Origin of the sequence: Pseudomonas paraglycinae (genome assembly GCF_021601625.1) — a bacterium.
Lineage (GTDB): Bacteria > Pseudomonadota > Gammaproteobacteria > Pseudomonadales > Pseudomonadaceae > Aquipseudomonas > Aquipseudomonas paraglycinae.
The window spans coordinates 449,953-475,154 of record NZ_BQHR01000003.1 but is presented as its reverse complement, the minus strand read 5'-3'; the positions used below and the strand labels follow the sequence as shown (position 1 = coordinate 475,154).

General features: G+C 61.3%; 24 protein-coding genes. 5 read left to right on the top strand and 19 right to left on the bottom strand.

Features of this window, described 5'->3' with window-relative positions; all coding sequences use genetic code 11:
* The first annotated feature begins 56 nt into the window (after window positions 1–56).
* Window positions 57–395 carry a histidine triad nucleotide-binding protein gene (locus L6D82_RS06765; RefSeq protein ID WP_007956318.1) on the top strand — a complete coding sequence of 113 codons (339 nt, stop codon included), beginning with the start codon at window positions 57–59 and terminating at the stop codon, window positions 393–395.
* A 107-nt stretch (window positions 396–502) separates the two neighbouring features.
* Window positions 503–1,150, top strand: coding sequence for a 2-polyprenyl-3-methyl-6-methoxy-1,4-benzoquinone monooxygenase (coq7, locus tag L6D82_RS06760; RefSeq protein WP_007956317.1), 648 nt, complete (start codon window positions 503–505; stop codon window positions 1,148–1,150).
* A gap of 61 nt (window positions 1,151–1,211) precedes the next feature.
* Here coq7 and speD read toward each other — a convergent pair whose 3' ends face one another.
* Entirely contained in the window at window positions 1,212–2,006 is a 795-nt protein-coding gene (gene speD / locus L6D82_RS06755; RefSeq protein WP_007956315.1) for an adenosylmethionine decarboxylase, read from the bottom strand.
* A 237-nt stretch (window positions 2,007–2,243) separates the two neighbouring features.
* Entirely contained in the window at window positions 2,244–2,666 is a 423-nt protein-coding gene (locus L6D82_RS06750) for an OsmC family protein (protein ID WP_003228794.1), read from the bottom strand.
* 236 nt (window positions 2,667–2,902) lie between these two features.
* Here L6D82_RS06750 and crp point away from each other — a divergent pair, with 236 nt between their 5' ends.
* Complete coding sequence (crp, locus tag L6D82_RS06745) at window positions 2,903–3,547, top strand: cAMP-activated global transcriptional regulator CRP (RefSeq protein ID WP_011336190.1); 645 nt, start codon at window positions 2,903–2,905, stop codon at window positions 3,545–3,547.
* Between the two features lie 10 nt (window positions 3,548–3,557).
* Here crp and L6D82_RS06740 read toward each other — a convergent pair whose 3' ends face one another.
* The 4 genes from L6D82_RS06740 to L6D82_RS06725 all read right to left on the bottom strand — a co-directional run bounded on the left by L6D82_RS06740 (window position 3,558) and on the right by L6D82_RS06725 (window position 6,838).
* On the bottom strand, window positions 3,558–4,256 hold the full coding sequence (locus L6D82_RS06740; RefSeq protein ID WP_011336191.1) for a lipoate--protein ligase family protein: 699 nt from the start codon (window positions 4,254–4,256) through the stop codon (window positions 3,558–3,560).
* Window positions 4,257–4,352: 96 nt separating this feature from the next.
* Window positions 4,353–5,189, bottom strand: a complete 837-nt coding sequence (gene trpC, locus L6D82_RS06735; RefSeq protein WP_236188438.1) for an indole-3-glycerol phosphate synthase TrpC — start codon at window positions 5,187–5,189, stop codon at window positions 4,353–4,355.
* On the bottom strand, window positions 5,186–6,235 hold the full coding sequence (gene trpD / locus L6D82_RS06730) for an anthranilate phosphoribosyltransferase (RefSeq protein WP_039768098.1): 1,050 nt from the start codon (window positions 6,233–6,235) through the stop codon (window positions 5,186–5,188). The genes trpC and trpD overlap by 4 nt, the downstream gene beginning before the upstream one ends.
* Before the next feature lie 9 nt (window positions 6,236–6,244).
* Window positions 6,245–6,838 carry an aminodeoxychorismate/anthranilate synthase component II gene (locus tag L6D82_RS06725; RefSeq protein WP_007956309.1) on the bottom strand — a complete coding sequence of 198 codons (594 nt, stop codon included), beginning with the start codon at window positions 6,836–6,838 and terminating at the stop codon, window positions 6,245–6,247.
* A 403-nt stretch (window positions 6,839–7,241) separates the two neighbouring features.
* Between L6D82_RS06725 and estP the strand changes: the two genes are divergently transcribed.
* Window positions 7,242–9,152 carry an esterase EstP gene (gene estP, locus L6D82_RS06720; protein ID WP_129972170.1) on the top strand — a complete coding sequence of 637 codons (1,911 nt, stop codon included), beginning with the start codon at window positions 7,242–7,244 and terminating at the stop codon, window positions 9,150–9,152.
* A 70-nt stretch (window positions 9,153–9,222) separates the two neighbouring features.
* On the opposite strand, the gene trpE is transcribed toward estP, so the two are convergent.
* From trpE to L6D82_RS06670, 10 genes are all read right to left on the bottom strand, one after another.
* Complete coding sequence (gene trpE, locus L6D82_RS06715; protein ID WP_102685682.1) at window positions 9,223–10,701, bottom strand: anthranilate synthase component I; 1,479 nt, start codon at window positions 10,699–10,701, stop codon at window positions 9,223–9,225.
* Between the two features lie 71 nt (window positions 10,702–10,772).
* Complete coding sequence (locus L6D82_RS06710) at window positions 10,773–11,591, bottom strand: phosphoglycolate phosphatase (protein WP_039768095.1); 819 nt, start codon at window positions 11,589–11,591, stop codon at window positions 10,773–10,775.
* Window positions 11,588–12,262 (bottom strand): ribulose-phosphate 3-epimerase, encoded by a 675-nt coding sequence (gene rpe / locus L6D82_RS06705; RefSeq protein ID WP_007918813.1) that lies wholly within the window; start codon window positions 12,260–12,262, stop codon window positions 11,588–11,590. Before rpe ends, L6D82_RS06710 begins: the two co-directional genes overlap by 4 nt.
* A gap of 114 nt (window positions 12,263–12,376) precedes the next feature.
* Window positions 12,377–13,525, bottom strand: a complete 1,149-nt coding sequence (locus L6D82_RS06700) for an iron-containing alcohol dehydrogenase (RefSeq protein ID WP_236188436.1) — start codon at window positions 13,523–13,525, stop codon at window positions 12,377–12,379.
* 281 nt (window positions 13,526–13,806) lie between these two features.
* Window positions 13,807–14,631, bottom strand: a complete 825-nt coding sequence (locus L6D82_RS06695) for an ABC transporter permease (protein ID WP_103385421.1) — start codon at window positions 14,629–14,631, stop codon at window positions 13,807–13,809.
* Window positions 14,632–14,643: 12 nt separating this feature from the next.
* Window positions 14,644–15,891 carry an ABC transporter permease gene (locus L6D82_RS06690; RefSeq protein WP_007959935.1) on the bottom strand — a complete coding sequence of 416 codons (1,248 nt, stop codon included), beginning with the start codon at window positions 15,889–15,891 and terminating at the stop codon, window positions 14,644–14,646.
* Window positions 15,892–16,103: 212 nt separating this feature from the next.
* On the bottom strand, window positions 16,104–17,147 hold the full coding sequence (locus L6D82_RS06685; RefSeq protein WP_007959933.1) for an ABC transporter substrate-binding protein: 1,044 nt from the start codon (window positions 17,145–17,147) through the stop codon (window positions 16,104–16,106).
* A 48-nt stretch (window positions 17,148–17,195) separates the two neighbouring features.
* Window positions 17,196–18,320: an ABC transporter ATP-binding protein gene (locus tag L6D82_RS06680; RefSeq protein WP_007959931.1), complete on the bottom strand. Its 1,125-nt coding sequence runs from the start codon at window positions 18,318–18,320 to the stop codon at window positions 17,196–17,198.
* Window positions 18,321–18,538: 218 nt separating this feature from the next.
* On the bottom strand, window positions 18,539–19,168 hold the full coding sequence (locus tag L6D82_RS06675; protein ID WP_011336200.1) for a response regulator: 630 nt from the start codon (window positions 19,166–19,168) through the stop codon (window positions 18,539–18,541).
* Complete coding sequence (locus L6D82_RS06670) at window positions 19,169–21,568, bottom strand: PAS domain-containing sensor histidine kinase (RefSeq protein ID WP_236188433.1); 2,400 nt, start codon at window positions 21,566–21,568, stop codon at window positions 19,169–19,171.
* A gap of 73 nt (window positions 21,569–21,641) precedes the next feature.
* On the opposite strand from L6D82_RS06670, the gene L6D82_RS06665 reads away from it, so the two are divergent.
* Window positions 21,642–22,631 carry an alpha/beta hydrolase family protein gene (locus tag L6D82_RS06665; RefSeq protein ID WP_236188432.1) on the top strand — a complete coding sequence of 330 codons (990 nt, stop codon included), beginning with the start codon at window positions 21,642–21,644 and terminating at the stop codon, window positions 22,629–22,631.
* Between the two features lie 62 nt (window positions 22,632–22,693).
* Here the strand turns inward: L6D82_RS06665 and L6D82_RS06660 are convergent, their stop codons facing one another.
* Genes L6D82_RS06660 through L6D82_RS06650 form a run of 3 tightly spaced genes read right to left on the bottom strand, consistent with a single transcriptional unit; the run spans window position 22,694 to window position 25,150 of the window.
* Window positions 22,694–23,461, bottom strand: a complete 768-nt coding sequence (locus L6D82_RS06660) for a TerB family tellurite resistance protein (protein ID WP_236188430.1) — start codon at window positions 23,459–23,461, stop codon at window positions 22,694–22,696.
* 1 nt (window position 23,462) lies between these two features.
* Window positions 23,463–24,134 (bottom strand): N-acetylmuramate alpha-1-phosphate uridylyltransferase MurU, encoded by a 672-nt coding sequence (murU, locus tag L6D82_RS06655; RefSeq protein ID WP_236188429.1) that lies wholly within the window; start codon window positions 24,132–24,134, stop codon window positions 23,463–23,465.
* Entirely contained in the window at window positions 24,131–25,150 is a 1,020-nt protein-coding gene (locus tag L6D82_RS06650) for an aminoglycoside phosphotransferase family protein (RefSeq protein WP_236188428.1), read from the bottom strand. The genes murU and L6D82_RS06650 overlap by 4 nt, the downstream gene beginning before the upstream one ends.
* Window positions 25,151–25,202 lie beyond the last annotated feature (52 nt).

The window sequence follows — 25,202 nt, the reverse complement described above, 5'->3', positions numbered from 1 at the left end:
CGTGGTGATCCTCCGTGGGTACACTCAGCCCAGCTCACACAACGGAGAAAACAGCTGTGGATACTCTGTTCACCAAGATCATCAACCGGGAAATTCCGGCGAAGATCATCTACGAGGACGACCAGGTTCTGGCGTTCCACGACATCGCCCCACAGGCACCGGTGCATTTTCTGGTGATCCCGAAGAAACCGGTGCGTACCCTCAACGACCTGACCGAAGACGACAAGGCACTGGCCGGGCATATCCTGTTCACCGCCCAGCGTCTGGCGCTGGAACTGGGTTGCGAGGAAGGCTTCCGGGTGGTGATGAACTGCAATGAAATGGGCGGGCAGACGGTCTACCACATTCACATGCACGTACTCGGTCAACGCCAGATGAACTGGCCGCCGGGCTGATTGAACCCGCAGATCGGTGGGAGCGCCCTGCTCCCACATGACCCAGCGCAAACCTTCCCCGGCCGATTCGGTTAAACTGGCCGCCGAGATTCTTCCCGGAGGTCAGCATGACTACCCAACGTCACTACTCGCCCATTGATCGTCTTCTGCTGCAAGCCGATGCCGCGATGCGTACCTTGCTGCCCTTCAGCGGCCAGCCGTACCGTCCGTCGCCGGCAATCGTGCAGCCCGATGTGCAGATGAGCGATGAAGACACCCGCCACGTCGCCGGCCTGATGCGCATCAACCACACAGGTGAAGTCTGCGCCCAGGCGTTGTATCAAGGCCAGGCGCTGACCGCCAAGCTGCCGCAGGTGCGCGAGGCCATGGAGCATGCGGCCGAAGAAGAGATCGATCATCTGGTCTGGTGCGAACAGCGCATTCACCAGCTGGGCAGCCACACCAGCGTGCTCAACCCACTGTTCTACGGTATGTCGTTCGGCATCGGCGCAGTCGCCGGGTTGATCAGCGACAAGGTCAGCCTCGGATTTGTTGCCGCCACCGAGCATCAGGTGTGCAAGCATTTGAACGAGCATCTGGAGCAACTGCCGGCCGAGGACGAAAAATCCCGGGCGATTCTGGAGCAGATGCGTATCGATGAAGAACATCACGCGGAAAGTGCACTGGAGGCCGGCGGTTTCCGCTTCCCGGCTCCGGTGAAGTTCGGCATGAGCCTGTTGGCCAAAGTGATGACCAAGAGCACTTACCGGATCTGAAAAACGCCCACAAAAAAGGCGACTGCCGCAAAGCAGTCGCCTTTTTTTGTGCCCGGATTTCTTAGCTCGGCATATTGCGCGCGTAGAAGATTTCCAGCATTTCGTGTTTCACACGCTCGGTCACCTGAGCACGTTGCTCGGAAGACAGATTGCTGGTGGCATCGCCGAACAGGTAGTTGTCCAGTTCGAAGTTCTTCAGCAGCATTTTGGTGTGGAACAGGTTTTCCTGATACACGTTCACGTCGGTCATCTGGTACGCGTCGCGGGTGTCTTCGGAGAGGTAGTTCTGGATCGAGTTGATCTCGTGATCGATGAAATGCTTGTTGCCTTCAACGTCACGGGTGAAGCCGCGCACACGGTAATCCACGGTCACGATGTCCGAATCGAACTGGTGAATGAGGAAGTTGAGCGCTTTGAGCGGTGAAATGACACCACAGGTCGACACATCGATGTCCACACGGAAAGTCGCAATACCGGCGTCCGGATGGATTTCCGGGTAGGTGTGCACCGTGATGTGGCTCTTGTCGAGGTGGGCCAGGATGATTTCGGGCAACGGGCCCGGGGATTCTTCGATCTGGCTTTCGGTCGGGGTCACCGGCTCTTCCGAGATCAGAATCGTGACGCTGGCACCCTGAGGCTCATAGTTCTGACTCGCAATGTTCAGAATGTTGGCACCAATGATTTCGACAACTTCCGTGAGGATCTGCGTCAGGCGTTCGGCGTTGTACTCTTGATTGATGTACTCGACGTAAGCCTGCTGGTCTTGCGGGGTTTCCGCGTAGCAGATGTCATAGATGTTGAAGCTCAAGGTCTTTGTCAGGTTATTGAACCCGTGGAGCTTGAGTTTGCTTTTCACCGTTAAAAACTCTCTATGTATGCGGCACGGCCGCGTGATCAAGCATGCCCGTCAAGTGCGAACAACGCACCTGCGTAGGACGGTTAACACCTCTTCGCGATGGCGATTTTGGTTATCTGTTCAGGCGGATGACCCGTCGGTTGACTGATCACGGCCCTGAAAAAAGTGGCGCATTATGCAGACGTCAGCGGGGGATCGCCAGAGTCTGCACTGCTTTTATGATAGTTGAATGTCGGCTCAGCCGAGTTCAACGATTTCGTAGTCGTGGGTGATCGCTACGCCAGCTGCGCCGAGCATGATCGAGGCCGAGCAATACTTCTCGGCAGACAGTTCGATGGCGCGTTTGACCTGGGCTTCTTTCAGGCCACGGCCCTTGACCACGAAGTGCATGTGGATCTTGGTGAACACTTTCGGATCTTCGGTCGCGCGCTCGGCTTCGAGAAAGGCTTCGCAGCTTTCAACGGCCTGACGGGACTTCTTCAAGATGCTGACCACGTCGAAGTTGCTGCAACCACCAACACCCAGCAGGAGCATTTCCATCGGGCGGACACCCAGGTTACGACCACCGGCGTCCGGCGGACCGTCCATGACCACGACATGACCGCTGCCGGATTCGCCGAGGAACATGGCTTCGCCAGCCCATTGGATGCGTGCCTTCATCGTCAAGACTCCACTGTAGAAAAAAGGGTCGCCAGCTTAGCACAGGGCCCTGCCCGGACAGCGAGCATGTTCCTGGGACGGATGCACCTTTAACGTAGGTGATTTCTCGAAATTTCGACGAAGTGTCTGGTAAGCTGGCGCCAATTCACTGGCGCCTTCGCCAGACTGTGTAGCGACCGTCTCAGCGCCTCATATAAAAACCAAATATAACCGTGCAGTCTTTTCGGGATACAACCATGGTTGGTATTACCCCCACACCCAAAATCAAGAACCTCGACAAGCTGCTGATGCATTGCCAGCGCCGCCGTCACGCGGCCAAGAGCAACATCATCTGCGCCGGGGATCGCTCCGACACGCTGTACTTCATCATCCGCGGTTCGGTCACGATCCTGATCGAGGACGACGACGGCCGCGAGATGATCATCGCGTACTTGAATGCCGGGGACTTCTTCGGCGAGCTGGGCCTTTTCGAAGAGGCCGGCCAGGAACAGCAGCGCAGCGCCTGGGTGCGGGCCAAGGTCGAATGCGAAGTCGCGGAAATCAGCTACGCCAAGTTCCGCGAATTGTCGCAGCAGGATCCAGACATTCTTTACGTCCTCAGCGGACAAATCGCACAACGTCTGCGCAACACCACACGCAAGGTCGGCGACCTGGCGTTCTTCGACGTCACCGGCCGTGTCGCTCGCTGTTTGCTGGAGCTGTGCAAACAACCGGATGCCATGACTCACCCGGACGGCATGCAGATCAAGGTGACCCGTCAGGAAATCGGCCGGATTGTCGGTTGTTCACGAGAGATGGTCGGTCGCGTGCTCAAGGATCTTGAGGAACGCAACCTGGTGGATGTGAAAGGCAAGACCATGGTGGTCTTCGGCACCCGCTGAGTTCCAAAGCTCAACCGGCGTAGATCTGCGCCAGCATCAAACGAAAGAGTTCATCGAGACGCGCCAGTGCATGGGGCGCCGGGAATTTCTCATGCAAAGCGATGTGGCTGGCGGCACGGACCCGCTGCTCCAGACCACACGCTTCGTTGAAGCGGTTGACCGCCGCGACCATCGACTCACGTTCGTCATCCACCAGCATCGCCCCGTGCACCAACCCCACCGGACGCTGACCACCCTGACTCTGGCGCCAGCGCTGAGCGGTGCCGACCATCTTGCGACCGTCGAGATTGACGTTGAAGCGACCGTCGCAGAACGCACCGTCGATTTCCCCCAGCGACGAAGTGCCACCCAACTCATCCAGCAACTCACAGATCGGATCACACAGACGCCGGTAACCGGTTTCGATACGGTTCAGATCGCCTTCGCTGCGAGGCGGTGCGTAGACAAGCGCAATATTGATGGTCGACGCCGATTGCGGAACCGGTTCGCCGCCGGTTTCACGCAGCAACACCGGCCAACCGGCAGCAGCGGAGACTTCACAGGCGTGATCGAATCCGGGCAAGCGGTTCAAACGACGTGGCATGACCAAAGCGCGGTCGCTGGGCTGCCAGAACAGCAAGCCAAATTCGGCATCACCAGCGCAGACCGAGGCCAGCAGATCCTGTTCGGCTTGCAGACCGGCTTCGATGGTCAGGGACGTGGGGATCATAAGGTTTCCATAGGACGTTGAGTCTGAGGTGAATCTTATGCCGCCTTCGCGGGCAAGCCCGCTCCCACAGGGGAACGGGCGCCTGCGAAGACTCGATCAGTCGAGGGTCGAACCGCTCACCGGAACGCCGCGCTCCGGGAAAAACAGACGCTGCAGTTCGATGCCCGGGCTTTCGGCGCGCATGAATGCTTCGCCGACCAGGAACGCGTAAACGTCGCTGATTTCCATCAGTTCGACATCGGCACGGTTGAGGATCCCGCTCTCGGTGATCACCAGACGATCGCGCGGAATGCGCGGCAGCAGGTCGAGGGTGGTTTCCAGGCTGACGTCAAAAGTGTGCAGATTGCGGTTGTTGACCCCGACCAGCGGCGTGTCGAGGGTTTTCAGCGCGCGCTCCAGCTCATCGCCGTCGTGCACTTCCACCAGCACATCGAGGCCGACGTCTTTGGCGACCGACGCCAATTCGGCCATTTTCACGTCATCCAGTGCGGAGACGATCAACAACACACAATCGGCGCCCAGCGCACGGGCTTCGACGATCTGGTACGGATCGATCTTGAAGTCCTTGCGGATCACCGGCAGCGAGCAGGCCGCGCGGGCCTGTTGCAGGTAGGCATCGGCGCCCTGGAAGTAGTCGATGTCGGTCAGCACCGACAGGCAGGTCGCCCCGCCCTTCTCGTAGCTTTTGGCGATGTCGGCAGGAACGAAGTTCTCGCGGATCACGCCCTTGCTCGGCGACGCTTTCTTGATTTCGGCGATCACTGCCGGTTGTTTCTTCTTGGCCTGCGCCAGCAATGCCTGGGCAAAACCACGGGGTGCATCGGCCGCCTTGGCCAGACTTTCCAGCTCGCTCAGGCTCACACGAGCGCTACGCTCGGCGACTTCCTGAACCTTGCGGGCCAGAATGTTTTCCAGAACCGTCGGTACACTCATCCCTCATTCTCCACTTTGAATACCGCGGTAAAGGCACCCAACTCCTCGAGTTTCTCCCGAGCAAGACCGGTGTGCAGAGCGTCGTGGGCCAGTGCCACGCCCTCTTTCAGACTTGTCGCCAGGTCGGCGGCGTACAGCGCCGCACCGGCATTGAGCACGATCATTTCGGCAGCCTTCTGACCGTTCTCGGTCTTGCGCTTGCCGAGTGCATCGCGGATCAGCGCCAGCGACGCTTCCGGGCCTTCGACCGACAGGCCGTGCAGGCTCTGGCTCTTCATGCCCAGATCTTCCGGCTCGACCCAATATTCGGTGATCTGATCGTCCTTCAGCTCGGCGACAAACGTCGGCGCCGCCAGACTGAATTCGTCCAGACCGTCCTTCGAATGCACCACCAGCACGTGCTTGCTGCCCAGACGCTGCAAGACTTCAGCCAACGGCCGGCACAGCGCCGGGGTGAACACGCCCACCACCTGATGTTTCACACCGGCCGGATTCGTAAGCGGGCCGAGCATGTTGAACAAGGTACGCAGGCCGAGATCGCGACGCGGGCCGGCGGCGTATTTCATGGCTTTGTGGTGAGTCTGGGCAAACATGAAGCCGATGCCGACGTTATCGATGCAGCGCGCCACCTGAACCGGGGTCAGGTTGAGGTAGATGCCGGCGGCTTCCAGCAAGTCGGCACTGCCGCTCTTGCCCGACACTGCACGGTTACCGTGTTTGGCCACGGTGCAGCCAGCTGCGGCGACCACAAAGGAAGACGCGGTCGACACGTTGAAAATGTTTGCCCCGTCACCGCCGGTGCCGACCACATCGACCACGCCGTCGAGGGTCTTGAGTTCGACCTTGTCCGCCAGCTCGCGCATCACCGACACGGCGCCGACGATCTCGTCGATGCTCTCGCTCTTCATGCGCATGGCCATCATGAACGCGCCGATCTGCGCGTCAGTGCATTGGCCGGTCATGATTTCGCGCATCACGTCGCGCATTTCATCGGTGCTGAGGTCGAGGTGATCGACGATACGGCTCAGGGCTGTCTTGATATTCATGGAAAGTCCTTAGCGCGTGCCGCCGGTTTGTTTGAGGAAGTTGGCAAACAGTTCATGGCCCTGTTCGGTGAGGATCGATTCCGGGTGGAACTGTACGCCCTCGATGTTCAGGGTCTTGTGACGCAGGCCCATGATTTCGTCGACCGAACCGTCATCGTGCTGGGTCCACGCCGTCAGCTCTAGGCAATCGGGCAACGTTTCGTGTTTGACGATCAGGGAATGATAGCGGGTGACGGTCAGCGGACGGTTCAGACCGGCAAACACGCCCTTGTCCTCGTGGAATACCGGGCTAGTCTTACCGTGCATCACTTGCCGGGCGCGGACGACATCGCCGCCAAAAGCCTGGCCGATGGACTGGTGACCGAGGCAGACGCCGAGGATCGGCAGTTTGCCGGCGAAGTGCTTGATGGCTTCGATGGAGATGCCGGCTTCGGTCGGTGTGCACGGGCCAGGGGATACGACGATCCGCTCAGGGTTGAGCGCTTCGATTTCGGCAATGGTCAGTTCGTCGTTGCGCACCACCTTGACCTCGGCACCCAGCTCGCCGAGGTATTGCACAACGTTGTAAGTAAAGGAGTCGTAGTTGTCGATCATCAGCAACATGGCGTTTCGAACCTCTTGAATTCTGACTTGAAGACAGCCTTCGGATGACTTGCCAGGGCGCTGCACACTGCCGGACGCGCAGGTCGCATCGGCACAGCGGCATTTCAAACGGGCAAGGAAGGCAAAGCGATACAGATCCGGCGGGGCCGGCAGAAAAGATTCAGGCGCGCCAACGCCAGCGGGCGTGTGCCTTGATGACTTGATCCAGAAGTTTGCTGGTGATCAACACGGGGAAGGTCTCGTTCATACGTTTCGGCACAGTAACTTAGCTGGGCGGAGCGTGCAATATGGCCGGGGCCGTGGGGGATAAAACAATGGGAGGGTTGACGACCGATGGCAAAACGCCGGAAGTTTTTGGTACTGTCGTTTCGTTCACTACAACAATAAATAAACGGACTTGCTCATGATCAAACAGACGTTGTTTGTACCGCTCGCCGGATGCCTGCTCGCGATGGCCTGCGCCCAGGCGAACGCCGCACCCAATCCTTATTCGAATTTCGTGGTTTTCGGCGACAGCCTGAGCGATGCCGGGACTTTCACTGACAGCGGCGGCCCGGCCGGCGCCACGCAGCGCTACACCAACCGCACCGGCCCGGTGTATCTGGACGGCAGCGGTGAACTCCGCTCGCTGAACTCGACGCAACTGCTCGGTGGCCGACTCGGCTTCACACCGGATCAAACCGCCTCCTCGTCCTCGGCAGTTCGTGCCGGCCAAGGCCAGCCGGACGGTAACAACTGGGCTGTCGGCGGCTACCGCACCGACCAGATTCTCGACTCGATCACCAGCCAGTCCGCCACCGGCGAACGCACCCGCGCCGGTTATCTGCCGTCGAACGGTTTCCGCGCGGACCCGAATGCCCTGTATTACCTGACCGGGGGCGGTAACGATTTCCTACAGGGCCGCGTCACCAGTCTTCCGCAGGCGAATGCCGCCGCCGATCGACTGGTCGACAGCGTCCGCACGCTGCAAGGCGCCGGCGCCCGCTACATCATGGTCTGGCTGTTGCCGGACATCGGCCTGACTCCAGCCATCAACGGCTCGCCGCTACAGGCCTTCACCTCGCAACTCAGCGCCCAGTTCAACACCGAACTGGTCAGCCAATTGCAGAGCGTCAACGCCAACGTCATCCCGCTGAACGTCCCTGTTCTGCTCAAAGAGGCATTCGCCAATCCGGCGCAGTTCGGCCTGGCGACCGACCAGAATCTGGTCGGCACCTGCTTCAGCGGCAACAGCTGCACGGAAAACGCCCGGTATGGCATCAACAGCGCCACCCCGGATCCGACCAAGCTGATCTACAACGACGCCGTCCACCCGACCGAAGCCGGGCAGCGCCTGATTGCCGATTACGCCTACTCGCTGCTGGCCGCACCATGGGAAGCGACCCTGTTGCCGCAAATGGCTCAAGGCACCCTGCGCTCGCATCAGGATGAACTGCGCAACCAGTGGCTGGCGGATTGGGAAAACTGGCAGGCCGTTGGCCAATGGCGGGCGATTGTCGCCGGCGGCGGCCAGCAACAGGACTTCGACAGCCAACGCAGCGGCGCAAGCGCCGATGGCAACGGTTACAACCTGAACATCGGCGGCAGCTACCGTCTCAACGACGCCTGGCGCGTGGGCGTGGCGGCCGGTTTCTACAACCAGAAACTCGAGGCCGGCGACAACGACTCGGACTACAAGCTGAACACCTACCTCGGTACCGCGTTCGCCCAGTACCAGCAGAACCGCTGGTGGGGTGATGCAGCCGTGACCGCCGGTCATCTGGATTACGACAGCCTCAAACGCAAATTCCAGCTGGGGGTCAACGAACGCGGCGAGAAAGGCGATACCGACGGCTATGTTCTGGCTTTCAGCGGACGCGTGGGTTACGACATTGCGCCAGAAGCGAGCAGCCCATGGCACCTGTCGCCGTTCGTCAGCGCCGATTTCGCCAAGGTTGAAGTCGATGGTTACTCGGAAAACGGCGCCGACTCCACCGCCCTGACGTTCGATGACCAGTCGCGCATTTCCCGGCGTCTCGGTCTCGGGATCCAGGGCAAGTACCAGATCACCTCGCAGACCCAGGTGTTCGGCGAACTGGCTCATGAGCGCGAGTACAATGACGACACCCAGAATGTGACGATGAACCTCAACAGCCTGCCGAACAACCGCTATACCCTGGCCGGCTACGCCCCTCAAACCAACCTGAACCGCCTGAACCTCGGCGTGAGCCACAACCTCACCAAGGATCTGGCATTGCGCGCGAGCTACGACATCCGCAAGGATGACGACTTCACCCAGCAAGGGATCAACGTCGGCGTAGCGCTCGACTTCTGATTCGCAGGCCATAAAAAACGCGGCGCCCTCACAGGCGCCGCGTTTTTTTTATAGCTGAAGCATCAATCACTCAGTCCGGGGTTTGCTCGGCGAGCGCAACAGCGCGGAACATCGCCCGGCGCTTGTTGATGGTTTCTTCCCATTCCAGCGCCGGCACCGAGTCAGCGACGATGCCGCCACCCGCTTGCACGTGCAGTTCGCCGTTCTTGATCACTGCGGTACGGATCGCAATCGCGGTGTCCATGTTGCCGTTCCAGGCGAAGTAACCGACCGCCCCGCCATACACGCCACGTTTGACCGGCTCCAGCTCGTCGATGATTTCCATCGCACGGATCTTCGGCGCGCCCGACAAAGTGCCCGCCGGCAGGATCGCCCGCAGTGCGTCCATCGCCGTCAACCCGGTCTTTAACTGACCGGTGACGTTAGACACGATGTGCATCACGTTGGAATAACGCTCGATGACCATCTTCTCGGTGAGTTTCACCGAGCCGATTTCCGAAACGCGTCCGGTGTCGTTGCGACCGAGGTCGATCAGCATCAGGTGCTCGGCGATCTCCTTGTCGTCGGACAGCAGGTCTTCCTCCAGCGCCACGTCCGCCTCTTCGGTCGCCCCGCGAGGACGGGTGCCGGCAATCGGACGCACGGTGATCAGGTTGTCTTCGACCCGCACCAGCACTTCCGGCGAACTGCCGACGACGTGGAAATCGCCGAAGTTGAAGAAGTACATGTACGGCGTCGGGTTGAAACAACGCAGTGCGCGGTACAGATCGATCGGCGCCGCCTTGAAGTCGATCGACATGCGCTGGGACGGCACGACCTGCATGCAGTCACCGGCGAGGATGTATTCCTTGATGGTGTCGACGGCTTTTTCGTAGTCGTCCTGGGTGAAACTGGAGCGGAACACCGGCTCGGCCGCCTGCTGCTTGCTGAAATCCAGGCCACGACGCGGGGTGATCGGCTGACGCAGTTTTTCCAGCAGTTGCTGCAATTGCGCCTGGCCCTGCTCGTAGGCATCGGACTGCGCCGGGTCGGCCAGCACGATCGCGTGCATCTTGCCGGCGAGGTTGTCGAACACCACCACCGCATCGGAGACCATCAGCAGAATATCCGGCACACCCAGCGGATCCGGGTTCGGGCATTTGCCGAGGCGCTTTTCTACATAACGTACGCAGTCGTAACCGAAGTACCCCACCAGACCGCCGTTGAAGCGCGGCAGACCGGCAATGGTCGGCACGTTGTAGCGGGCCTTGAAGGTTTCGACGAAGGCCAGCGGGTCTTCAACGTCATGGCTTTCGGTCTCGACACCATCGACGGTGATGCTCACGTGATGATCGTGAACTCGCAGCACGGTGCGGCACGGCAGGCCGATGATCGAGTAACGGCCCCATTTCTCGCCGCCCTGCACCGATTCGAGCAGGTAGGAGTTGGGCTGGTCGGCCAGTTTCAGGTAGATCGACAGCGGGGTGTCGAAGTCGGCCAGGGTTTCGCAGGCCAGCGGAATGCGGTTATAGCCGTCAGCGGCCAGACGCAGGAATTCTTCGCGGATCATAGGGTGCCTCGTGGTGTGAGGGGCAAATCAGTCAGATGTGCAAACGCGCCGGCAGGCCGGCCAGGAACAAGTCAGGCGCGCCAACGCCAGCGGGCCAGGGCCTTGATGACTTTCATCCAGAGTTTGCGGGTGACCACCACGATGGCGTTTCCAGAAGGGGATTGAGAAGCGTCGGGCAACGTTATCTCAGCGGCCGTATCCAGGCAACCGGGAATTAGCTTGCGCAGATCGTCGATCACCAGCGCCGGGGATTCCTCGGCAATCGGCCGGCCATGGTTGTAGCCATAACTCAGCCCTACGCATTTGACCCCCGCCGCTTTCGCCGCCAGCACGTCGCTGCGCGAATCGCCGACGAATAGCGATTGCGAGGCCGGGATACCGGACATCTTCATGACAAAGAACAGCGCCGCCGGGTCAGGCTTCTTCTGCGGCAGGGTGTCGCCGCCGATGATCCACTTGAAGTAGCGGCCGATCTTCATCTGATCCAGCAGCGGCGCGACGAAGCGCTCCGGCTTGTTGGTGATCAGCGCCATGGCCACGCCCTGCTTGTGCAGCCATTTCAGGGTGTCGCGCACGCCGGGATAGACCACGGTCAGCTCATGGCTGGCGCCGTAGGCTTCCATGAACACCTCCAGCGCATGCTCGGCTTCGACGTCATCCACGGCGGAATGATCGATGCCGCCGGCCAACGCGCGGCGCACCAGCACCGGCGCACCGTTGCCGACCCATTCGCGCACCGACTCGATACCGGCAGGCTTGCGCCCGAGGGAGAGCAGCATGTTATCCACAGCCGCCGCCAGGTCGGGTACCGAATCGATCAGCGTGCCATCCAGATCGAACATCACCAACCGCGGCAGTTGCCCCGGGAACAGCTGCTCAAAACCGCTCATGGGCGAGCCAGCGCCAGTTCGGAACGCATCTTGTCGATGACTTCCTGATAGTTCGGCGCATTGAAGATCGCCGAGCCGGCCACGAAGGTGTCGGCGCCGGCGGCAGCGATTTCACGGATGTTGTTGACGTTGACGCCGCCGTCGATTTCCAGGCGGATGTCACGGCCCGAAGCATCGATGATCGCCCGCGCTTCGCGCAGCTTGTCGAGGGTGCCGGGGATGAACTTCTGCCCGCCGAAGCCCGGGTTGACGCTCATCAGCAGGACCATGTCGACCTTGTCGATCACATACTTGAGCACGTCCAGCGGGGTCGCCGGGTTGAACACCAGGCCGGATTTGCAGCCGCCTTCTCGGATCAGTTGCAGCGAGCGATCGACGTGCAGCGTGGCTTCCGGGTGGAAGGTGATGTAGGTGGCGCCGGCCTCGATGAAGTCGCCGACGATGCGATCCACCGGGCTGACCATCAGGTGCGCGTCGATCGGCGCGGTCACGCCGTACTTGCGCAGCGCGGCGCAGACCATCGGGCCGATGGTCAGGTTCGGCACATAGTGGTTGTCCATGACATCGAAGTGAACGAAGTCGGCACCGGCGGCCAGAACGTTGTCCACTTCCTCGCCCAGGCGGGCGAAGTCGGCGGAGAGAATCGACGGAGCAATAACGAAGGGCTGCATGACGCACCTTTTCTGAGCTAAATCACGATGGCGCGCATTGTATACCTCAAGTTTCCGCGCGCGCACCGTGACCGCGATGATTGGGTTGTGCCATGACCGATGACCGGCGGGTTCTCAGTACGCCGCCCGGTAGATCTTCTCGATGTCGGCAGCACTGAGCTTGCGCGGGTTGTTGCGCATCAGGCGTTCGATCCCGGCGGCCTCCACCGCCATAGCCGGGATCGCTTCTTCAGGCACGCCGAAACTGCGCAGACCCTGCGGGATTTCTACCGCCGCACAGAGTTCGGTCATCGCCGCGACGGCGCTATCGGCCGCTTCATTGAGACTCAGATGAGCGGTCTTCACCCCCATGGCTTCGGCAATATCCTGCATCCGTTCGACGCAGGCCATCTTGTTCCAGGTCATGACATACGGCAGCAGCAACGCATTACTGACGCCGTGAGCAATGTTGAAGCGCCCGCCCAGCGGATACGCCAGCGCATGCACCGCGCCGACCCCGGCATTGCCGAACGCCATGCCGGCCATCAGGCTGGCGGTGGCCATATCCTCCCGGGCTTGCAGGTTGGACGGATTGGCGTAGGCCTTGGGCAAGGATCGGGCGATCAACTTGATCGCGCCGATGGCCAGTGAATCGGTGATCGGCGAGGCATTCAGCGACAGGTAGGACTCGATGGCATGCACCAGCGCATCGACGCCACTGGCGGCGGTGACACTGCGCGGACAGGTCAGGGTCATTTGCGGACTGACCAGCGCCACGTCCGGCAACAGGTAGTCGCTGACGATGCCCTTCTTAAGTTGGGCGACCTTGTCCGACAGGATAGCGACGTTGGTCACTTCGGAACCGGTGCCGGCCGTGGTCGGGATGGCGATCAGCGGCGGACCTTTGCGCGGCACCTGATCGACGCCGAACAGATCCTCCAGTGCACCGTGATAACCGGCGTAAGCCGCGACGCTCTTGGCGATGTCGATGGCACTGCCGCCCCCGAGGCCGATCAGACCGTCATGCCCGCCTTCGCGATAGACGCGCATGCAGTCTTCGACGATGGCGATTTCCGGATCGGGCAACACGCGGTCGAAGATTTCATATTCACGCTCGCCGATCTGCGCCAGCGCCAGCTCTACCGTGCCGGACTTGACCAGCGCGGCATCGGTAACGATCAGCGGGTTGTCGATATCCAGTCGGGTGAGCTCGGCCGCCAGTTGCTCGATGGCCCCGGCGCCGGTGATCAGTTTGTGAGCGATCTTGAACGAGGAAAGACTCATCGTGCGCAGCCTCTTATAGATGTGGGAGCTGAGCACAAGCGTAGCTGGGGAATTCGGGTTGTCTGGTATTCAGGGTGTGAATGACTGAAGCAGGAACAAGAGCGCCCTCACCCTAACCCTCTCCCGGAGGGAGAGGGGACTGACCGTGGTGAACTTTCGCCATCCATTGACCTGAATTACCGAGTTGAACTCAAATTTTGAAAAGCATAGAGATCGGCTCCCTTTCCCCCTCTCCCCTCTGGGGAGAGGGTTGGGGTGAGGGGTGGCTCTTGAGCCTGATACTAAACTTGGGCAGTACGCAGCTTCTCACTCCGCCCACGCAACCACTCCAGCGTCAGCAGCAGAATCACCGAGAAGGCAATCAGTAGCGTTGCAGCCGCCGCAATCGTCGGACTCAGGTTCTCGCGAATCCCGCTGAACATCTGCCGAGGCAACGTCGCCTGCTCGGGACCTGCAAGGAACAACGTCACCACCACTTCATCGAACGATGTCGCAAAGGCAAACAGCGCCCCGGAAATCACCCCCGGCGCAATCAACGGCAAGGTCACCCGACGGAACGTAGTCAGTGGCGAGGCGCCCAGGCTGGCCGCCGCCCGCACCAAGTTATGGTTGAATCCCTGCAACGTCGCCGACACCGTGATGATCACGAACGGTACACCCAACACCGCGTGCACCACGATCAGCGAAAAGAAACTGTTGCCCAGCCCCAGCGGCGCGAAGAACAGGTAACTGGCCACGCCGATGATCACCACCGGCACCACCATCGGTGAAATCACCAGCGCCATCACCAGCGGCTTGCCGGGGAAGTCGCCACGGGTCAGGCCGATGGCCGCCAGCGTGCCGAACACCATCGCCAGCACGGTCGCGGCCGGGGCGACGATGATGCTGTTCTTCAACGCGCGCATCCATTCCGCCGAGGCGAAGAAGTCCTGGTACCAGTGCAGCGAAAAGCCTTGCAGCGGGTACACCAGAAAACTGCCCGAGTTGAACGACAGCGGCACGATCACCAGCACCGGCAGGATCAGAAACAACAGGATCAAGCCGCAGAGGATCCGCAAGCTGTAGAACCACACCCGCTCGACGGGCGACATATAAGGACTCAGCATTTCAAATTCCCCTTAGCTCAGGCGCAGGCGACTGGCGCCCACCAGCCAGCTGTAGATCAGATAAAGCACCACGGTCGCCAGCAGCAACAAGCCGCCGAGTGCAGTGGCCATGCCCCAGTTGATGCTGGTGTTGGTGTAGAACGCGACGAAGTAGCTGACCATCTGATCGTTCGGGCTGCCCAGCAGTGCCGGGGTGATGTAGTAGCCGATGGCGAGGATGAACACCAACAGGCAACCGGCGCCGACACCGGCATAGGTCTGCGGGAAGTACACCCGCCAGAAACTGGCGAACGGATGGCAGCCGAGGGAAATCGCAGCGCGCATGTAGGTCGGCGAGATGCCTTTCATCACGCTGTAGATCGGCAGGATCATGAACGGCAGCAGGATGTGCACCATCGAGATGTAGACCCCGGTGCGGTTGAACACCAGCTCCAGCGGTTTATCGATGATGCCCATCGCCATCAGCGCGCTGTTGATCAAACCACCGGATTGCAGCAACACGATCCACGCGGCGACACGCACCAGAATCGACGTCCAGAACGGCAGCAGCACCAGAATCATCAGCAGGTTGCTCTGACGCGACGGCAGGTTGGCCAGCAGGTACGCCAGCGGATAGGCCAGCACCAGGCAGATCACGGTGATGATCAGGCCCATCCAGAAAGTCCGGGCGAAGATGTCGAGGTAGATCGCCTGATCCGGGGTGGCCGGGGCAATTTCGCCGAGGTCGTCGATGCGGTGATCCACCGCCGCCAACAGATAGAACGGGGTGATGCTGCTGGTGTTGCGCTTCACCGCTTGCCAGTAGGCCGGATCGCCCCAACGCTCGTCGAGGCCCTCCAGCGCTTCTTTATAAGAGGCCGGTTCGCTGGCGAATGGCAGCGAGCGGGCGGTTTTGGTCAGCAGGCTGCGATAGCCGGCCAACTCCATGTTCAGGCGTTTGGACAGATCGCCCAGGGTCTGGTTTTTGCGCGCTTCGGCGAGGTCTTCGCTGGCGGCTTTGTAGACCGGTTCTGCGGGCAGTCCTCGGCCGTCCCACGCAGCAATCGCGGTCACGGTGCGCGGCATGCCGCCGACCACTTCCGGGTTGCCGACACTTTTATAGAGCAGCGCCACGATCGGCACCAGGAACACCAGCAACAGAAACAGCACCAGCGGCGCGATCAGCGCCTGGGCCTTCCAGCGGTTGACCCGCTCGGCGTGCTTGAGCCGCTGCTTCAAGGTGGGGCTGTTGCCCTCGTTCAGGGGAACGGCGATGGCCATGACGTACTCCGCAAATCTTTGATCGTTACAGAGGCGGCGAATACCGCCTCGAACTTGGGGTACTGATCGTTCCCACGCTCTGCGCGGGAACGCATTCAGTGACGCTCTGCGTCACAGGGACGCGGAGCGTCCCGGGCGGCATTCCCACGCAGACGGTTCGACGCCTCGACGTGGGAACGATCATCCGGTAGCCGTCGGCCCGTGTGACGTGGTTACTTCGCAGCCCAGGAATTGAAGCGCTGCTCCAGTTGCTCGCCGTTGTCAGCCCAGAAGCTGACGTCGATCTGCACCTGGTTGGCGATGTTTTCCGGGGTGGTCGGCATGTCTTTCAGGATTGCCTTGTCCAGCAATGGCACTGCCTGGGAGTTGGCCGGGCCGTAGGCGATGTTTTCCGAGTAGGTCTTCTGCTGTTGCGGCTGCACCGAGAACGCGATGAACTTCTTCGCCGCTTCCGCACGCTTGGCGTCCAGGCCTTTCGGAATGGCCCATGCGTCGAAGTCGTAGATGCCGCCGTTCCACACCACTTTCAGGTTGGATTCTTTCTGCACCGCAGCAATACGACCGTTGTAGGCCGAGCTCATGACCACGTCACCGGAAGCGAGGTATTGCGGCGGCTGGGCGCCGGCTTCCCACCATTGAATGTTCGGTTTCAGCTCGTCGAGTTTCTTGAACGCACGATCCTGACCGCCCTTGCTGGCCAGTTCCTTGTAGACGTCTTTCGGCGCAACGCCGTCGGCCATCAGTGCGAATTCGAGGGTGTACTTGGCGCCTTTGCGCAGGCCGCGCTTGCCCGGGAATTTCTTGGTGTCCCAGAAATCCGCCCAGCTGGTCGGTGCGGTTTTCAGCTTGTCGGCGTTGTAGGCCAGCACGGTCGACCACACGAAGAAGCCCACGCCGCACGGCTGGATCGCGCCTTTGACGTAGTCTTCGGACTTGCCGAACAGCGCAGGATCCAGTTGCTCGAACATGTCTTCGTCGCAGCCACGGGACAGCTCCGGCGATTCAACCTCTACCAGATCCCAGGACACGCTCTTGGTGTCGACCATGGCTTTGACCTTGGCCATCTCACCGTTGTACTCGCCGGCGACGATCTTGCCGTTGCCCGCCGCTTCCCACGGTGCGTAGAAGGCTTTGACTTGCGCCGCCTTGTTCGCCCCGCCAAACGACACCACGGTCAGATCCGGCCCAGCGGCCATTGCGCTTGCCGCACCCATCAGGCCCAGGGTCAGGGCTGTGAACTTCAGGGATCTCAACATTTATTGTTCTCTCCACGTGCAGGGTTGGTGTTGGTATTGCGGGGCGTTTCAGTGCGCCTCTAGAAGAGGATCGAGCGCGCGAACGTGCTCGACCTGCCAGCCAAGCGGAACCACGTCGCCGACTGCGAGCGCAGGATCGAGCTCGGCAATCGGTTGTTTCACGAAGAAGTCGGTCTTGCCGCAGACTTCCAGGCGCACCCGGACGTGGTCGCCCAGATAGATGAATTCGGCCACCCGCCCGGAGAAGCGGTTGACGCATTGGTCACTCGAACCGTTGAGGCTGACGCGCTCCGGACGGATCGACAGAGTGACCGGCTCGCCGGTCTGGCCGATGTTGACCGCCAGCGCCTCGACCTTTTCCCCACGCCCCAGCTCGACCACACAACGCTCGCCGTTCTGGCTGAGCAGGCGACCGTTGAGGCGGTTGTTTTCGCCGATGAAGTTGGCGACGAAGGTGTTTTTCGGTTCTTCGTAGAGGGTGCGTGGCGGGGCGATCTGCTGGATCTCGCCCTGGTGGAATACGGCAACGCGGTCGGACATGGTCAGGGCTTCGCCTTGGTCGTGGGTCACGTAGACCACGGTTACGCCAAGGCGCTGGTGCAGGTGTTTGATTTCCATCTGCATGTGTTCGCGCAATTGTTTGTCGAGAGCGCCGAGGGGTTCGTCCATCAGCACCAGTTGTGGTTCGAACACCAGCGCGCGAGCCAGTGCCACACGCTGTTGCTGACCGCCGGACAGTTGCGCCGGGTAACGCGATGCGAACGCGTCGAGCTGGACCATGCTCAGGACTTTCTTGACCTTGTCGCTGACATCGCTCTTGTTCAGGCCGCGCACGGTCAGCGGGAACGCGAGGTTTTCAGCGACAGTCATGTGCGGGAACAACGCGTAGTTCTGGAACACCATGCCGATGTCGCGCTTGTGCGGCGGCACGTTGTTGATCGCCCGCCCGGCCAGGAGGATTTCACCGGCGGTCGGCGTTTCGAAACCGGCGAGCATCATCAGGCTGGTGGTTTTGCCCGAGCCGGACGGCCCGAGCAAGGTGAGGAATTCGCCCTTGCGAATGTCCAGGTTGAGGTCTTTGACGATCAGGTTCTCGCCGTCGTAGCTCTTCTGCACTCCACGAAAGCTGACCAGCACATCGCTGGCCCCTGCGTTTGATTCGACCTGGCTCATACCCACACCTTTGTTATTGATGACTGCTGTGGGATTAAGCCTAGTGGCTGCTTGCAGTCACGCAAATCGGGGCGCAGGAGAGAATCGCCTCAGCCGGATGGAAGGCCGGGGGTAGGGATTGCCCTACAAGGATGGCGCGTTTTGGCAAACCCGACGCATGGGTCGGGGCTCAAGCCGTCAGAACCGGCAAAAGCGCTTGTCGCTATTGGATATGTCGCTCAGAGCAGCTTGTGTTCCATCGCGTACTTCACCAGCTCGGCGAGCGAAGTGATGTTGAGCTTCTGCATCAGCCGCGCCTTGTGGGTGCTGATGGTCTTGCTGCTCAGGGCCAGTTGCTGGGCGATATCGTTGACGTTGGCGCCCTGGGCCAGGCGTTCGAACACCGAGAACTCGCGCTCCGACAGCAGCGAGTGCAGTGGCCGCGCATCGGTCAGGCCGACTTCGAAGACCATGCGGTCGGCCAGCTCCGGATCGATGTAGCGCCCGCCGGCCGCGACCTTGCGGATCGCCGTCAGCAGCAGCGCCGGATCACTGTCCTTGGTCGCATACCCGGCGGCGCCGATCTTCAGCGCCCGGGCGGCCATCTGCGCTTCGTCGTGCATCGACAGCACCAGAATCGCCGGCGGATGGTTCAGCGCGCGGATCCTTGGAATCGCTTCGAGCCCGTTGACGCCGGGCATCGAGATATCCAGCAGCACCACTTCGCAGGGCACGTTGCGCAAGGTTTCGAGCAACTGCTCGCCATTGCTCGCCTCCCCCACCACTTGCAGATCCTTGGCCAGGCCGATCAATTGCTTGATGCCTTCGCGAACGATGGTGTGGTCTTCGGCTACCAGTACACGGATCACTTACTTCTCCTCATCCAGTGGCACCCGCACGCTCAGCGTGGTGCCCTCGCCCGGCTCGCTGTCGAGTGACAGCTGCCCGCCCATGATCAACACCCGCTCGCGCATGCCCACCAGTCCAAAGGATGTCGGCCTGCCGGCAGCGGCGACAAATCCTACGCCATCATCGCTGACCGTCAGACACAATTCGTCGCCTTCCTGCGCCAGCGTCAGTTCAACAGTATGCGCCTGGGCATGGCGCATGACGTTGGTCAGCGCCTCCTGAAGAATGCGGAACAGGCCGATGGCCTTGGCGTCGCTGAGCGGCGCAAGGTTGTCCGGCACCTGCACCAGACACGGAATTTGCGTGCGCGCCTCGAACCGCCGCGCCTGCCACTCGATCGCCGAGGCGATCCCGGCATCGAGAATCGGCGGGCGCAACGCCGTCGCCACATCGCGCACCAGCTGGAACAACTGGGCGATCAGGCGTTTCATGCTGTTGAGCCGTTCGTTCAGACCGGGGTCGAGTTGCGCGTAGGCCAGTTCGCACATCGATGTCTCCAGTTTCAGCACCGTCAGCATCTGCCCCAGCTCATCGTGAACCTCGCGGGCGATGCGCGCCTTTTCCTCTTCCCGCACGCTTTCCAGGTGCGCCGACAATTCGCGCAGTTGCTCGCGGGAGGCCGCCAGCTCCAGTTCGATGCGTTTGCTTTCGGTGATGTCCCAGACAATGCCGTCCCAGACATATGAACCGCCTTCCAGCTGACGGGTGATCGCCTTGATTTCGGCCCAGCGTTGCTCGCCCTGGCGCGTGAGGATCCGGCCCTGCCACGACCAGTCGCTGTCGGTGTCCAGCGCTTGATCCTGGGTCTGGTGATAAGCGGCCCGGTCATCCGGATGCACCAGGCTGCGCAGGCCCATGTCGCGATGGGCGATGGCGGCCGGCGCGTAGCCGACCAGACTTTCGCTGCCCTCGCTGATGTAGGCAAAGTCGATCTGCCCGGTGACCGGTGCGCGCTCGAGACGGAACACCAGCCCCGGCACATTGGCCGCGATGCCTTGCAGCCGCGCCTCGCTTTCCTGCAACGCAGCCAGGGCACGACGGCGCTCGGTGACATCGGTGAGATAAACCACCAGGTATTCGCCATCACGAAAACGCAGGAAACTCAGCGACACGTCCGCCGGCAGCACACTGCCATCGGCCCGCACACAGTTGGTTTCAAAACTAAGCGGCCCTTCTTCGCTGGCCCGGGCGCGTTTCCACAGGTTGAGCCAGCGGTCCATGTGCAGGCCCGGTTCGAAGTCGATCAACGGCCGATCAATGATGGCGTCCTGTGGATAACCGAGCATGTTTTCTGCCGCACGGTTGGCGTAGCGCACATGGCTGTCCCAGTTGACCCAGAGAATGCCGACGGTGCTCTGATCGATGGAAAACTGGGTCAGGCGCAGGGCTTCTTCGCTGGCGGCACGCAGGGCGATGTCTTCACGCGCGTCGAACAAACGTTGTTCAAGACTGCGTTGCTGGCGGCGTTGCCAGAACACGATGGCCACGCAGCTGAGCAGCAACACTGCGAACAACAGACTCAGGTTCTGCCAGAAGCCCGGCGACTCGGAAAGCCGTGGATACTTGGGTTGCAGCCATTGCGCATGCAGGCGTTCCAGATTCTTGGCCGGGATTGCGCGCAGGGCGCTTTCAACGATTCCGGCCAGTTCCGGCCAGTCGCGGCGGGTGCCGATGCGCAGCAGTTGCGGCAGACCGATATCACCGACCACCACCAGCCCGGCAAACTCCGGTTCCACCGACAACCGGCCGAGCTGCGCCTCATCGACCACCGCGTAGGACGCCTGCTGACTCAGCAACAGTTGCAGCGCCTGACGCTCCATCGGTACGCCTTGCAGATTCAGGTGGGGATAGTTGCCGCGCAGGTAATCGGCGGTGACGCCGGGCATGCGCACGGCGACGCGGGTCTGGCTGTCGAGTTTTTCCAGCTCCACGGTCGCACTGCTCTTCTGGTCGCTGACCACCAGTTGCGGCACGCGCATGTACGGGTCGGAAAACTGCCAAAGACGCAGCCCGCTCGGGGTCTGGGTCAGCCCTGGGGCGATGTCGATTTCGCCGTCCCGGGCAGCGGCCTCGAGTTGGGCCAGATCCTGAAAATTGCGCCAGCTCAGCTCGACATTCAGCGCCCTGGCCAATGCCTTCATCACTTCGACGTTGGCCCCTGACAGCCGCTGCAAGCGCCGGTCGTATTGCGCGTACGGCGCCTGCAACACCAGGCCCACGCGCAATTCATTGTGCTGCGCGAGCCACTGTTGTTCGCTCGCCGACAACCGCGCGAGGTGGCTCGGTGGCGCAGGCGCCGCCCAGCCCATCAAGGGAAACGCCAGACAGCCGATAACCCACAGGCAGCAAAAACGCATCATTGAAGTCTCATACACTGACAAATTCTGACCAACCCATTAGGCTGCCGGGATAACTTCTGGCCTGGAATAACCGATGCCCCCTGTCTATCGCCTGGCAATGCCAGCATTGTGCCTGTCGCTGATCCTGCCTTGTGCGTTTTCCGTCGAAGCCGCGGATCCGGCACCTGCCCCCGCCGCAGAAAAAGCCGCCGAAGAAAAACCGGTCGAACGCCAGCCACTGCTTGAGCGTAGTCAGGAAGAAGCCGCGGCACTCGAACGCAAGGTTCCGGCCCAGGAACAACAGCAACTGCAAGCCGGCAGCGACACCTTCCTCGCCCTGTGGAAACCGGCCAACACCGCCGAACCCAAGGGCGCGGTGATCCTCATTCCCGGCGCTGGCGAAACCGCCGACTGGCCCCAGGCGATCGGCCCGTTGCGCCGCAAGTTGCCGGACGTCGAGTGGAGCAGCCTGAGTATCACCCTGCCCGATCTGCAAAGCGATGCCATCGCACCGCGCGTGGCTGAAGCCCCCGCCGCACCGAAAACCGCCGACCCGGGCAGCAAGGATTCGACCACCGCCGAGCCGATCGAACAAGCCGCCGGCGGCGAAGCCGATGTGGCCGACAAGGTCGTTGCCGAAACCACCGAGGAACAGTCCAAGGCCGATGCCGAGCGAATCTTCGCTCGCATCGACGCGGCACTGGCCTACGCCGAACAACAAAGCGCGCGCAGCATCGTCGTGCTCGGTCATGGTACCGGCGCCTACTGGGCGGCGCGTTACGTGAGCGAGCGACAGAGCTCGCAGGTCGAGAAGCTGCTGCTGGTGGCCGCACAGACCCCGGCCAAGGCCAAACCGGAACTGGTGGAACTGACGCCGACCCTGAAACTGCCGACAGCCGACATTTTCTACATGGATAAGGCGCCGGACCGCAACTCGGCACTGGAGCGCATGCAGGCGAGCAAGCGGCTGAAGACGTCCTCTTTCAGTCAGGTCGCACTCAAGGCCCTGCCGGACAACAAGGCCGAGCAGGAGCAATTGTTCCGCCGGGTGCGTGGCTGGCTGAATCCGCAGAGCCCGGACTAAAAGTCCGGACCGTCAAAACGCAGACAAAAAAATCGCAGCCCGACGCTGCGATTTTTTTATGCCTAACGAAAATCCCGCCGTTCGCGAATCAACGTGTAGGCATTGTGCAATTCGCGGGTCCTGTCGGTGGCCTCGCGCACCTGCGCCGGCGTAGCGCCCGTACCGGCCACCTTGTCCGGGTGATGTCGGCTGAGCAGACGCCGATAGGCACGCTTGATCTGCGCCGGTTCACTGGTGGCCGATACGCCGAGCAGGCGCATCGCCTCCTGATAACTCACCGCCGCGCTGACGATCGGACGCTTGTGTGGCTCGTAGTCCGCCGCCAGCGCCTGAATCTGGTGCGTCGTCCAGCCCAGCCACTTGCCCCACTGCGCCAGCAATTCCCGCTCGCTGACACCGGCCCGGCCATCGGCCCAGACCATTCGCCAACAGGCTCGCAACACGCCTTCGGCCGCATGAGGCTGAGCACTCAACCGACGCAGATAACCGCGCAGATTGTCGTTGCCTGACTTGCCGCGATTGAACGCGGCAATCGCCCGGCGCTGCGCCGGCTCGCTCATTTCCAGCGCGCGCATCTCGTGACGCGCCTGCTGGATGTGACCGTCCGTGACCCGCCCGTCGCTCTTGGCCAGACGCCCGAGCAACACGAACAACAGCTCGTCGTTGCGCAGCATCGGCCGACCGCCGAGTTTTTCCCGCAAATGCCCCCAGCTCTGCAAATGCAGACGCCGATCCAGCGCCTGCCCCAACAAAGCACCAAGCATGGCCCCCGGAATGCTGGCGATAGCAAAACCCGCTCCGGCTCCAATCAGAGTCCCTGGCCACAACATATCAGCGACTCGCTTCTATCAAGGCTTCAGCTTCGGCCAGACGCTCGTGCGTGCCGACATCGACCCAGTGACCTTTCAACCGCTCGCCGGTTACCTGCCCGTCCGCCATGGCTTTACGCAACAGCGGCGCCAGTTTGAAAGCGCCGTCGCTGCAGCCGTCGAACAACTGCGGATGCAGTACGGCGATGCCACTGTAGGTCAGGGTCGCCGCATCGGCCTGGCCATCACGCACCTGGCCGTCGGTCAGGGTGAAATCGCCGGTCGGGTGATGGGCCGGATTGTCCGCCAGCACCAGATGTGCCAGGCCGCTGATCGGCTGATGCAGCACGCTGAAGTCGTAATCGGTCCAGATGTCACCGTTGACTACCAGAAACGCGTCGTCGCCCAACAGCGGCAAGGCGCGGAAAATTCCGCCGCCGGTTTCCAGTGGCTCGCCCTCTGGCGAGTACTGGATCGACACGCCGAACTGCGAACCATCGCCCAGATGATCTTCGATCTGCTGTCCCAGCCAGGCATGGTTGATCACGATCTCATTGAAACCGGCCGCTGCGAGGGCTCGCAGGTGATATTCAATCAGCGGCACGCCACCGGCGCGCACCAGCGGCTTGGGGGTGGTCAGGGTCAGCGGGCGCATGCGCTCGCCTTTGCCGGCCGCCAGAATCATTGCCTTCATGCCGTCACTCCACCACGCAGGCTGGCGAACAGTGCCTGCAGATCCGCCAGCTCGGGACGGCGCGCGATGACCGCTTCTATATAGGAGAAGAAACGCGGCACATCGCCGAGGTAACGCGGCTTGCCATCGCGATGGCAGATGCGGGCGAAGATGCCGATGACTTTCAGATGGCGCTGCACGCCCATCAGGTCGCTGGCGCGCAGGAACTCTTCGAAGTCCGGCTGCACCGGGATGTTAAGCGCCGACGCCTGCTGCCAGTAGCTTTCCAGCCAGCCGCGCACACGCTCTTCAGGCCAGCTGAGGAAGGCGTCCTTGAACAGGCAGGTCACGTCGTAGGTCACCGGGCCGTACACGGCGTCCTGGAAATCCAGCACGCCGGGATTTGGCTCGCTGAGCATCAGGTTGCGTGGCATGTAGTCGCGGTGCACCAAGACCTTCGGTTGGGCCAGGGCGCTGTCGATCAGCAGATCGCTGACCTTTTGCCACTGCTGCTGTTGGGTTGCATCGAACTCGACGCCCAGCTCGCGTTTCACGTACCACTCGGGGAACAGTTCCAGCTCGCGGCGCAACAACGCGACGTCATAGCTCGGCAGCGGTGCCACCATCGGCAACTGCTGAAAAGCCAGCAGCGCTTGCAGGGCATCACTGAATAACGCGTCGGCATTTTCGCTGTCGATCACGCCCAGATAGGTCTTGTTGCCCAAGTCATTGAGCAAAAGAAACCCGCGTTCGAGGTCTTCTGCATAAATTTTCGGCACGTTGATGCCGGATTTCGCGAGCAAAAAGGCGATATCCACGAACGGTTTGCAGTTTTCCTGAGGTGGCGGCGCGTCCATCACGACGAAGCTGCGACCCGCGCCTTCCCAACGGAAATACCGACGAAAACTCGCGTCGCTGCTGGCCGCGGTCAACGTGGCCGGGGGTACGGCTCCCCAGCCCTGATCTGCAAAAAGGGTTGCCAACTGTTCATCGAGCCAAACTTTCAGGTGTTGCAAGCGTACATCTTGATCAGGCATTGCAAGGGTCTCCGACGGCGCTAGCCGTCAAGCGGGTCATGCTTTATTATCC